Source organism: Serratia grimesii NBRC 13537, from assembly GCF_001590905.1.
GTDB classification, from domain to species: Bacteria; Pseudomonadota; Gammaproteobacteria; order Enterobacterales; family Enterobacteriaceae; genus Serratia; species Serratia grimesii.
In genome coordinates this window covers 159,697-171,104 of sequence record NZ_BCTT01000007.1, presented here as the reverse complement: position 1 = coordinate 171,104, position 11,408 = coordinate 159,697, and the positions used below count along the sequence as shown (strand labels likewise).

The following is an 11,408-nucleotide window of genomic DNA, read 5'->3' as shown; positions in this document are numbered from 1 at the left end:
TGTGAGCAATTTTGCTGCCTACACAGGGTTTAACAATGATTATCAGCCTGATCGCTGCCTTGGCGGCGGATCGCGTTATTGGTATGGAAAACGCCATGCCGTGGCACCTGCCAGCAGATTTAGCGTGGTTTAAACGTAACACGCTGAATAAACCGGTTATTATGGGCCGTAAAACGTTCGAGTCCATTGGTCGTCCATTGCCGGGCCGCCATAACATCGTTTTAAGCAGCCGTCCTGGCAGTGAAACCGGGGTGACTTGGGCGACGTCGCTGGACGAAGCACTGGCCGCTGCTGGCGATGTCGAAGAAGTCATGGTGATGGGCGGTGGGCGTATTTATACCCAATTCCTGCCACGAGCCAACCGCATGTACCTGACGCATATCGATGCCGAAGTCGGTGGTGACACTCATTTCCCTGACTATGAGCCGGATGAATGGGAAACCTCGTTCAGTGAGTTCCACGATGCTGACGAGCTGAATTCTCACAGCTATTGCTTCGAGATTTTAGAACACCGCTAATAATCGGGTGTTAGCAATATCCTACAAAGGGCGCAAGAGATTGCGTCCTTTGTCGTTTCTGCGGGCAAAGGTTTCCTGACTTTTAGTTGTAACATTTTCGTCACACTTCCTGATTAGTATGAAGCCCAACTCTGAGCGCCCGGCAACTCTGGTGAATCTTGATCGCGGCGCCATATTAAAAAGGAAATAAACCTATGACGACCAAAATTGAGCAATTAGATGCCGATCGCCTGACCGATCCCACCCGCCGTAAGTTACTGCTGGGCAGCGCAGGTGCCGTTGGCCTGGCCGGTTTCCTCGGCGGCGGCATTTGGACCGTGTCCGCCGAGGCACTGGCAGAGGATTTACCGCCAAATAAGCTGCTGGGCTTCAAAGGCATTGCGGCCTCAACGGCCGATGAGGTGGCGATTGCACCGGGGTACCGCGCTGAGGTGCTGATCTCTTGGGGGGAACCGCTGGTAGAGGGGGCCGCCGCGTTTGACCCGCAGGGCAACAACAGCGCCGCCGACCAGGAAAAGCAATTCGGCGATAATAATGACGGTATGAGCTTCTTCCCGATTGATGACAACCACGGCGTGATGGCCATCAACAACGAATACGTTAATGAGCAATACCTCTTTGCCCACGGTGGCACCAAAGCCACCAGCCTGGAAGATGTGCGAAAATCTCAGGCCGCACATGGTGTTTCTATTGTTGCGGTGCACCGTGACGGTGACAGCCAGCGTTGGGAGGTAGAACGCCCGTCACGTTATAACCGCCGCATTACGGCCAACACCGAGATGCAGTTCAGCGGCCCGGCTGCCGGTCATGCATTGCTGCAAACGGCAGCCGACCCTACTGGGCGAAAGGTGCTGGGCACCTTCGGCAACTGTGCCAACGGTAAAACGCCCTGGGGCACTTACCTGACCTGTGAAGAGAACTTCGATACCTATTTTGGCACCCATCAGGCCGACTATAAGACCACGGCGGAGCAAAAGCGCTATACGCTAAAAGTCAGCGAACCGGAACGCAACTGGCCAGATTACGACGAGCGTTTTGACGTGGCGAAGAACCCGAATGAATTTAACCGCCACGGTTGGATTGTCGAAATCGACCCAATGAATCCGACCTCGACGCCAATCAAACACACAGCGCTGGGTCGCTTCAAACATGAAAATGCCGCGGTAACCGTTGCCAAGGATGGTCGCCTGGTGGTTTACATGGGGGACGATGAGCGCGGCGAGCACATTTATAAATACGTTTCCAAAGGCGTGGTCGACGTGGCTAACCCGGCCAATAACCGTACCCTGCTGGACGAAGGCACGCTGTATGTCGCTCAGTTTGACGGTGACGCCAGCGGCACACCGTTGAAAGGCACCGGGCGCTGGATTGCCCTGGAGTTCGGCAAAAATGGCCTGACGCCGGAAAATGGCTTCCGGGATGAGGCCGAAGTGCTGATCTTCGCCCGCAAAGCTGCGGCACAGGTGGGCGCCACCAAAATGGACCGCCCGGAATGGATCGCAGTCAACCCGCATGATGGTCGCGCCTACTGCACATTGACCAACAATAGCAAGCGCGGCGAAGAAGGTATGCCATTGAACGCGGCTAACCCACGCCCGAACAATGTCTATGGCCAGATTATCCGTTGGGATGAAGGTGGCGATGCCACGGCGGCGTCATTCAACTGGGATATTTATGCACTGTGTGGAAACCCGATTGCGCACCCGGAAGGAGTGAATCGTGGTACGCCAAACATTACTGCGGACAATACCTTTAACAGCCCGGATGGCTTAGGTTTTGATAAGTCAGGTCGTCTGTGGATCCTCACCGACGGTAAATACAGTAATAAGGGCGACTATGCAGGTCAGGGGAACAACCAGATGCTGGTGGGCGATCCACTCAGTGGCGAGATCCGCCGCTTTATGGTTGGGCCAAAGTCGTGCGAGTTAACCGGGATTACCTTCACTCCGGATTACAAGACGATGTTCGTCAACGTACAGCACCCGGGCGAAGAGGGGGATTCTCATTTCCCGAACAACAGTCCGCGCCCGCGCTCGTCAGTATTGATGATTACGCGTGAAGACGGTGGAGTGATCGGGGCTTAACCAGAAAATAGCGGGGCGGTGTTGACCGCCCCGGCTTGATTATGACGCTACCTGTTGGTGCACGCCGTCCAGCAGCTCTCGGCGATTAGCCGGTTGGGTAAAGTACTGCTTATCTTCCCAGCGCAACATGGTCAGGTCACCTCCCCAGCAACAGCCAGTATCGAGACCGATAACGCCTGCTGGCGTACCCTTACCTTCCAGTGATGCCCAATGACCAAAGATAATGGTGTAATCGGCATTGACCAGTCGTGGCAATTCAAACCAAGGCTTGAGTGGGGCCGGTGCTGTACCTGGCGCATCTTTACAGATCATATCAAGCTGGCCGTTCGGGAAGCAGTAACGCATACGTGTCAGGGCGTTGGTGCTAAACCGCAGGCGTGCTAATCCGCTCAGATCTGGGCTCCAGTTGTTCGGCATATCGCCGTACATGGCGTCGAGGAATAGCGGATAGCTGTCACTGCTCAGTACGGCTTCCACTTCACGGGCGCAGATTTGTGCCGTTTCAATGTCCCATTGCGGGGTGATTCCGGCATGTGCCATCACCAGTTTGAGTTGTTCATCCACTTGCAGCACCGGTTGGCGGCGCAGCCAGTTGATAAGCTCATCAGCGTCAGGGGCTTCCAGCAGTTGAGTGATGCGATCTTTAGGCTTATTGCGACTGATACCCGCATAGACAGCTAACAGGTGCAGATCGTGGTTGCCCAACACCATACGTACCGCAGGACCGAGTGAACGCACGTAACGCAGCACGTCCAACGAACCGGGGCCGCGGGCAACCAAATCACCGGTCAGCCACAGCCGGTCATGCTGAGGATCGAAAGCAACTTGGGCCAATAGCGACTGCAGTTCATCAAAACAGCCATGAACATCGCCGATAAGATATGTCGACATAGAATTAGTGGATCAGTGTTGGAATAGCTAAGCGGAACACGGGAATAGCGGTCTGGAACGGTTGACCTTGATGATCAACCATTTCGTAATGCCCTTCCATGGTACCCAGTGGCGTTTCAAGAATCGCGCCGCTGGTGTATTGGAATTCTCCCCCAGGTGGAATGAGAGGTTGTTCGCCAACCACCCCTTCACCCTGAACTTCGGTTTGACGGCCATTGCTGTTGGTAATCAACCAGTAACGGCCCAGCAGTTGTACGTTGAAACGCCCCAAATTGCGGATGGTGATGGTATAAGCGAAGACGTAACGTTCTTCCTCAGGTATCGATTGTGATTCCACATAGACACTTTGTACCTGAATACATACACGAGGCGAATCAATCATGACCACTACTCCTTATTGCTGCGGCGCGGGATTGGCTGAAAGCCAGTTAGCCAGCTTACAGTATTGCGCCACAGAAATATTCTCTGCTCTAAGTACCGGATCGATACCCAATTCCGTCAGTTGCTCTGGCGTGAACAGGTCACCCAGGCTGTTGCGGACAGTCTTCCGGCGCTGGTTGAACGCCTGAGTTGTAATCCGGCTTAGCATGCGTACGTCACCCACTGGGTTTGGGTTCACCAGGTGCGGAACCAGACGTACCACAGCGGAATCCACTTTTGGCGCTGGGGTGAAAGAGGTCGGTGGTACTTCCAGCACCGGGATGACGTTGCAGTAGTACTGTGCCATCACGGTTAAACGCCCGTAGGCTTTGCTGTTTGGCCCAGCAACCAGACGGTTGACTACCTCTTTCTGCAACATAAAGTGCATGTCGCGGATGGCCTGAGTATAGCTGAAAAGGTGGAACATCAGCGGTGTCGAAATGTTATACGGCAGGTTACCAAACACGCGCAGTGGTTGGCCAGCCTGCTCGGCCATTTCGGCAAAGTTCACCGTCATGGCATCTTGCTGGTGAATGGTCAGTTTGTCTTTCAGCTGCGGGTGGTTCGCCAGACGAGCCGCCAGATCGCGGTCCAGCTCAATCACTGTCATGCGGTCCATACGTGCGCCAACCGGCTCGGTCAATGCACCCAACCCGGGACCTATTTCAACAACCGCTTCACCCGGTATTGGGTGAATGGCAGAGACAATGCTATCGATGACAAACTGATCGGTTAAAAAGTTCTGTCCAAAGCGTTTGCGGGCAAAGTGCCCTTGGTGGACTTTATTATTCATTACAATTAATTATCATTTTAATGGCGAGATTCAAGGCCGTTTTGAAACTGCCTGCATCGGCGGTGCCGGTGCCTGCAAGTTCTAAAGCGGTACCGTGGTCGACCGAGGTACGGATAAAAGGCAAACCGAGGGTAATATTTACCGCCCGGCCGAACCCTTGGTATTTTAGCACTGGCAGACCCTGATCGTGATACATCGCCAGCACAGCGTCGGCATGTTGCAGATATTTGGGCTGGAACAGGGTGTCTGCCGGCAGTGGGCCGATCAGATGAATACCTTCAGCACGCAGCGCGTCAAGCGCCGGGATAATGGTATCGATCTCTTCACGTCCCATATGGCCGCCTTCTCCGGCATGCGGATTTAAACCACAGACATAAATTTGTGGTTGGGGCAGGCCAAATTTGGTTTTCAGGTCATGGTCGAGAATATGGATGACTTCATGCAGACTCTGCTGGGTGATAGCGCCAGGTACCGCCAGTAAAGGCAGATGAGTGGTCGCCAGCGCCACGCGCAGCTCTTCGGTCGCCAACATCATCACGACACGATCGCAGCCGCTGCGATCGGCAAAGAATTCGGTATGGCCAATAAAGGGGACACCGGCATCGTTAATCACGCCTTTGTTCACCGGGCCGGTTATCAGTGCGGCGAATTCGCCATTCAGACAACCGTCGCAGGCGCGTGCCAGCGTTTCCACCACGTAGGCGCTATTGCCCACGTTCAATTCACCCGCTACTACCGTATGAGCGAGCGCGACGGGTAAGACCGTCAGCGTACCGGCTCGCTGTGGCAGGGCTGGCTGCTGTGGTTGATAGTCGCGCAGTTGCAACGGCAGGTTTAACTGCCGGGCGCGCTCAAGCAACAAGGCCGGATCCGCGCACACCACAAGTTCAACAGGCCAATCCTGTTGCGCCAGCGCTGCCACCAAATCCGGCCCAACCCCGGCAGGCTCGCCGGGGGTGATTACGATACGATTATTGTTGTGCATTACCGTCAAGGATCTTCACGTAAGCCTGAGCACGTTGTTCCTGCATCCAGGTTTGCGCTTCTTCAGCAAACTTGCGGTTGAACAACATGCGGTAAGCACGGTCTTTCTGCGCCGCGTCGGTTTTATCCACCTGACGCGTATCCAGCAACTGAATCAGGTGCCAGCCGAAGGAAGAGTGCACTGGTTGGCTGACTTCGCCTTTACTCAGTTTCATTAAGGCATCGCGGAAAGCGGGATCGTAGATGTCTGGAGAAGCCCAGCCGAGATCACCACCCTGAAGTGCAGAACCTGGATCCTGAGAAAGCTGTTTAGCTTCGTCAGCAAACTTGGCGCGGCCGCTCTTGATTTCAGCAGCAACAGCTTGCAGTTTTGCACGTGCCTGATCGTCGGTCAGCACCACAGACGGCTTCAGCAGAATATGACGTGCATGAACCTCGGTGACGGATACTGACTGGTTTGCACCACGGATATCGTTCACTTTCAGGATGTGGAAGCCAACGCCAGAACGGATTGGGCCGACCACATCACCTTTTTTAGCGTTAACCAGTCTTTCGGCGAACAGAGTAGGGATTTCCTGCAGCTTGCCCCAACCCATGTTGCCGCCTTTCAGCGCCTGGGAATCCGCGGAGTAGGCGATCGCCAGCTTGCCGAAGTCGGCCCCGCCGTTGATTTCACCCATCAGTTTTTTAGCCAAGGCTTCCGCGTCGTCAACCTGCGCCTGCGACGGATTTTCCGGCAGCGGGATCAGGATGTGACTGATGTTCATTTCAGTATCGCTACCGTTCTGAGCGCCAACCTGCGTTGCCAGTGAGTCGACTTCCTGAGGCAGGATGGTGACGCGTCGGCGAACTTCGTTGTTACGCACTTCAGAAATCAGCATTTCCTTACGGATCTGCGAACGGTAAGTGTTGTAGTTCAGACCTTCATACGCCAGACGGCTGCGCATCTGATCGATGCTCATTTTGTTCTGTGCGGCGATATTACTGATGGCTTTGTCCAGATCGGCGTCGGAAACGTTGATCCCCATTTTCTTGGCCATCTGCAATTGGATGTTATCCATAATCAGACGCTCAAGGATCTGGTGACGCAGTGTCTTGTCATCCGGCAATTGTTGCCCGGCCTGCTGCGCATTAAGTTTCACCGACTGCAACAGGGTGTTTACGTCGCTCTCAAGCACAACGCCGTTATCCACGACGGCGGCGACTTTATCCACTTCTTGGGGTGCTGCGAACGCGGTATTGGCGCAAACCACCAATCCGAGAATAAGCGTTCTCCAGTTCTTCATACATTTCCCATTATGTAATCCGCAAATGCGGGTGAAAGTTCTCGTTTTCAAAGTGTTACAAAGCATCAAAATGCACGCTGGTAAGGCAGAATGCCGGAACGCAACATTTCCGCGGAGCCCAGACTGTGATCGCTGCTCAGGCCACGCAGTTCGACGTTGAATGAAACTTTGTTGTCATAAACGCTGGTATTGTTGCTGTTGTTCCAGTCGGTGATCTTGCGCTCATAGCCCAAGGTTACCGCCCAACAGCAGGTGTTGTACTTCACGCCGAGCAACTGATCGGCAGATTGTTTTGCACGGGTGTCGTAGTAATAAGCACCTACAACGGCCCAGCGATCGGCAATCGGCCAACTGCCGGTGACGCCCACTTGCGAAATACCGTCCTGATAAGCCGGAACCTGCGTGGTATTCAACGCCGTCTCAATATACTCCGGTGTAGCGTAACGGTAGTTCAACTGCAATACGCGTTCAGAATCCTGACGGTACTCCAGTACACCATTACCCAATGAGATGCTATTGAGACGCGTGTCATACTGCAGACCGCCACGCAGACCCCAACGATCGTCAATCTTCCAATAGCTATCGCCAGCCCAAGCCAGGCTACCGGTATCGTCATTGTTGTCGTAACGCGTCGTTTGGTCGCCGGTACGAGAACGGCTGAAGTAGTAGATTTGACCTACGGAAACATTAAAACGTTCAACCAGCGCGTCATCATAAATACGCGAGGTCAAACCGGTTGAAATACGGTTCTGCGAAGCAATGCGATCCAAACCGCTGTAGGTTCGGTCACGGAACAAGCCAGAGTAGTCGGTTTGCAGCAATGTGGTGTCGTAGGTATAGATGTTGCTTTGGTCACGATACGGCACATACAAATACTGCACGCGCGGCTCGAGGGTTTGTGTATAGCCCTCAGACCAGTTCATTGGGCGATCGAATACCATCTTGCCGTCGACTTTGAACTGCGGTAGAACGCGGTTCACCGAATCTTCCAAGTCTGGCGCATTGTTACCGGTGCGGTTCTTGTAGTTGGTAGCAAAACCGTCTGGAATATCCTGCTGATAGTGGGTCGCCAGCAGTTTGGCTTCGGTGTTCAGACTGCCCCAACCGTTGGTCAATGGCAGGCTTAACGTTGGTTCCATATGCAGACGCGTGGCGTCAGGGCTGTATGGGTTAACGCTAATGAACTTGGCTGCCTGGCCATAAATGTGGAAATCGAACGGGCCAATATCGTCTTTATAGTAGTTCAGGTCCAACTGTGGCTGAACTTTATAAGAATCCGATTGGCTGCGGTCGGTATCGTCATAGATCTGGAACTGTTTGGAGCTTAAGGTTGCGTCCCAGTTATCAATGGCGTAGCCGACGCTGAATTTCTGCGTGGCATAACCGTCGGTTGTTGAGCCGTATTTGGAGTCCAGATCGGTAAAGTATTTGGAGTCACTGACCTTGGTGTAGTCGACGTTGAAACGCCACACCTTGTCCATGACACCATTGTGGTTCCAGTAGAATAACCAACGCTTGCTGTCGTCAGGATTGTCCTTGCTGTATTCCTTATCGTTCGGCAACCAGTCTAATTCCATCAGGCCCAAGCCAGGCTCTACCAGATAGCGGAATTCGTTCTGCAACTGCAAGCCACGCCGGGACATGTAGTGTGGTGTGATGGTGGCGTCGAAGTTTGGCGCAATGTTCCAGTAATACGGCAGCATGAACTCAAAGCCATTGCTGCTACCATATTTTGCATTCGGGATCAGGAAACCGGAACGACGTTTATCACCCACCGGCAATTGCAGGTAAGGACTGTAGAATACGGGGACGCCGCCAATTTTAAAGCGGGCGTTCCAGATTTCTGCAACCTGCTCTTCGCGGTCGTGGATCACTTCGGAGCCGACTACGCTCCAGCTGTCGTCACCCGGCAAGCAGGATGTAAAGGTGCCGTTTTCCAGAATGGTGTAACGGTTGGCACCGCGCATCTTCATCTTGTCGGCGTCACCGCGCCCCTGACGGCCTACCATTTGGTAGTCACCTTCATAGACATCGGTATCTTTATTATTCAGGTTTGACCAGGCTTTCGGACCTTTCAGTTTAATCTGATTGTCGCTGTAGTGCACGTCACCGGTCGCCGTTACGGTACGTACCGGCTCGGTCTGCCCTGGGTTTTGCGTCTGGTTAAGCTCCACCTGTTTGGCGGTCAGGGTGCTGTTGCCTTGCTCAATATTCACGTTACCGGTGAACAGCGCGCTTTTTGGATAATCTGCGCGAGAGTCATCAGCGTGAATAGTGACGGGCTGGCTGTTAGGATCGCCGCTGACCAGCGGTTTGTCATAAACAGGTACGCCAAGCATACATTGCTCAGCCAGGTCAGCCAGCGCGTGCTGACTGTAGAGTGCCGTCCAAATCAGTGTGGCCAGCAGTGTTGGGAAACTTTTTTTCATACGCGGTTTTGGTGTTCCGTCATCAGAGGCGTCATGTCCGGCAAACGGTCAGAGACTATATCACTCATCTGCGTTGCGCTAGTGTTAAATCCGGCCGTTTACTTGCGTCGTCGATAGGCGCAAAGATAAATGACAGGTATGATAATCCAAATCCTGGGAAAAATCGCCTTAACCCTTACCTAAGACGGAAGGGAGCAGTCGGCTTTCGGCATGATAATTGAGGAGTATATGCAGTATTGGGGAAAACTGCTCGGGGTCATCGTGGCCATTTGGGCTGGCGCGGGATTCTGGGGTGTAGTTTTGGGGCTGATTGTCGGTCATATGATTGACACTGCGCGCAGCAACAAGCGTAGCCGGGGCTTTTTCGCCGATCAGCAAACGCGGCAAACGTTGTTTTTCCGCACCACTTTTCAGGTGATGGGTCACCTGACTAAATCAAAAGGGCGTGTTACCGAGGCGGATATTCAGATCGCCAGCCTGTTTATGGATCGTCTACAACTGCACGGTGAAGCCCGTACGGCGGCGCAGCAGGCGTTTCGTGAAGGCAAGCAAAGCCAGTTCCCGTTGAGGGAGACACTGCAGCAGTTCCGCAGTATCTGCTTCGGTCGTTTTGACCTGATTCGGATGTTTCTGGAAATTCAAATCCAGGCGGCATTCGCCGACGGTTCGCTGCATCCAAACGAGCGGCAGGTGCTGTATGTCATCGCTGAAGAATTGGGCATTTCACGGGCGCAGTTTGATCAGTTCCTCAGCATGATGGAAGGTGGACGCCAATTTGGCGGTGGTCAGCAAGGCGGGTATTCGCAGGGCGGTTACCAGCAGGCGCAGCGTGGGCCTACTTTGGATGATGCCTGTAAAGTGCTGGGTGTCAGCAGCAGCGACGATGCGACTACCATCAAGCGTGCTTACCGCAAGCTGATGAGCGAGCACCATCCGGATAAGCTGGTGGCGAAAGGTTTACCACCGCAAATGATGGAAATGGCCAAGCAGAAAGCGCAGGAAATTCAGGCGGCATATGACCTGATCAAGCGTGAAAAAGGCTTCAAGTAACGATACCCGTCATACTTGAAGCTGCCTCTTTGTTGGCTGCGCCTGCTCACCCCGGTCACATAGTTGACTATGCTCCCGGGGATTTACATGCTTGCCGCCTCGACGCAACTCCAATTATTTAGGGTATAGAACCGTCATAGTTGAAGCTGCCTCTTTGTTGGCTGCGCCTGTTCACCCCGGTCATGTACTTTCTGTACGTTTCCGGGGTTGCGCTTAGTTACCGACTTTCTGCAACTCGAAGTATTTGGGGTATAGCCGTCCGGTGGTGTTAGAAATCCGGCTCGGCGCGAAAATGCATAGGTGTCTGGAATGCGGGGTGGGTAATACGCAGTTCCTGGGCGTGCAGCTGTAGCCGGGGTGCCATGGCCTTGGCTTCTGGATGTGCATAGAAACCGTCACCGAGGATCGGGTGGCCTAGCGCCAGCATGTGCACGCGCAATTGGTGCGAGCGACCGGTTATCGGCATGAGTTTTACCCGCGTGCTGCCATCGGTATCACGTGACAGCACCAGGTACTCAGTCTGTGCCGCTTTACCCGTTTCAAAACACACTTTCTGCAACGGCCGGTTAGGCCAGTCACAAATCAGTGGCAAATCCACCAAACCTTCGTCGTGCTCCAGATGGCCCCATACGCGAGCGATATAGGACTTCTTCGGTTCACGTTCGCGGAACTGGCGTTTCAGTTCACGCTCTGCCGCCTTGTTCAGCGCCACCACAATCACACCACTGGTTGCCATATCCAGGCGATGCACCGACTCGGCGGCCGGAAAGTCTGCCTGAATGCGCGTCATCAGACTGTCTTTGTTTTCCGGCGCACGGCCGGGTACCGACAGCAGGCCGCTCGGCTTGTTGACCACGATAATGTGCTCATCCTGATACAGGATATGCATCGGGCCTTGCGGGGGATTGTAGGGTTCCATCTCATTGGCTCCGCTGAAAAGGCCACGCGGGGAA

10 protein-coding genes are annotated in these 11,408 nt (G+C 53.9%); 3 read left to right on the top strand and 7 right to left on the bottom strand.

Annotation, left to right across the window (positions count from 1 at the left end; genetic code table 11):
- Nucleotides 1-35: 35 nt before the first annotated feature.
- Both folA and SGR01S_RS10135 read left to right on the top strand, forming a co-directional pair.
- Entirely contained in the window at nucleotides 36-518 is a 483-nt protein-coding gene (gene folA / locus SGR01S_RS10140) for a type 3 dihydrofolate reductase (RefSeq protein ID WP_037420718.1), read from the top strand.
- A gap of 194 nt (nucleotides 519-712) precedes the next feature.
- Nucleotides 713-2,602, top strand: coding sequence for a PhoX family protein (locus SGR01S_RS10135; protein ID WP_061807372.1), 1,890 nt, complete (start codon nucleotides 713-715; stop codon nucleotides 2,600-2,602).
- A gap of 39 nt (nucleotides 2,603-2,641) precedes the next feature.
- On the opposite strand, the gene apaH is transcribed toward SGR01S_RS10135, so the two are convergent.
- The 6 genes from apaH to lptD form a co-directional block, all read right to left on the bottom strand.
- The gene (gene apaH, locus SGR01S_RS10130) at nucleotides 2,642-3,493 is read right to left on the bottom strand and encodes a bis(5'-nucleosyl)-tetraphosphatase (symmetrical) ApaH (RefSeq protein WP_061807371.1); all 852 of its coding nucleotides are present in this window, start codon (nucleotides 3,491-3,493) and stop codon (nucleotides 2,642-2,644) included.
- 4 nt (nucleotides 3,494-3,497) lie between these two features.
- Complete coding sequence (apaG, locus tag SGR01S_RS10125; RefSeq protein ID WP_012005174.1) at nucleotides 3,498-3,875, bottom strand: Co2+/Mg2+ efflux facilitator ApaG/CorD; 378 nt, start codon at nucleotides 3,873-3,875, stop codon at nucleotides 3,498-3,500.
- A gap of 12 nt (nucleotides 3,876-3,887) precedes the next feature.
- Entirely contained in the window at nucleotides 3,888-4,706 is an 819-nt protein-coding gene (rsmA, locus tag SGR01S_RS10120) for a 16S rRNA (adenine(1518)-N(6)/adenine(1519)-N(6))-dimethyltransferase RsmA (protein ID WP_061807370.1), read from the bottom strand.
- On the bottom strand, nucleotides 4,699-5,691 hold the full coding sequence (gene pdxA, locus SGR01S_RS10115) for a 4-hydroxythreonine-4-phosphate dehydrogenase PdxA (RefSeq protein ID WP_061807369.1): 993 nt from the start codon (nucleotides 5,689-5,691) through the stop codon (nucleotides 4,699-4,701). The genes rsmA and pdxA overlap by 8 nt, the downstream gene beginning before the upstream one ends.
- Nucleotides 5,678-6,976, bottom strand: coding sequence for a peptidylprolyl isomerase SurA (gene surA, locus SGR01S_RS10110; RefSeq protein WP_037420734.1), 1,299 nt, complete (start codon nucleotides 6,974-6,976; stop codon nucleotides 5,678-5,680). Before surA ends, pdxA begins: the two co-directional genes overlap by 14 nt.
- Nucleotides 6,977-7,041: 65 nt before the next feature.
- Entirely contained in the window at nucleotides 7,042-9,405 is a 2,364-nt protein-coding gene (gene lptD / locus SGR01S_RS10105) for an LPS assembly protein LptD (protein ID WP_061807368.1), read from the bottom strand.
- A 228-nt stretch (nucleotides 9,406-9,633) separates the two neighbouring features.
- Between lptD and djlA the strand changes: the two genes are divergently transcribed.
- Nucleotides 9,634-10,455, top strand: coding sequence for a co-chaperone DjlA (gene djlA, locus SGR01S_RS10100; protein ID WP_037420740.1), 822 nt, complete (start codon nucleotides 9,634-9,636; stop codon nucleotides 10,453-10,455).
- A gap of 268 nt (nucleotides 10,456-10,723) precedes the next feature.
- Here the strand turns inward: djlA and rluA are convergent, their stop codons facing one another.
- Complete coding sequence (rluA, locus tag SGR01S_RS10095) at nucleotides 10,724-11,374, bottom strand: bifunctional tRNA pseudouridine(32) synthase/23S rRNA pseudouridine(746) synthase RluA (protein WP_061807367.1); 651 nt, start codon at nucleotides 11,372-11,374, stop codon at nucleotides 10,724-10,726.
- Nucleotides 11,375-11,408 lie beyond the last annotated feature (34 nt).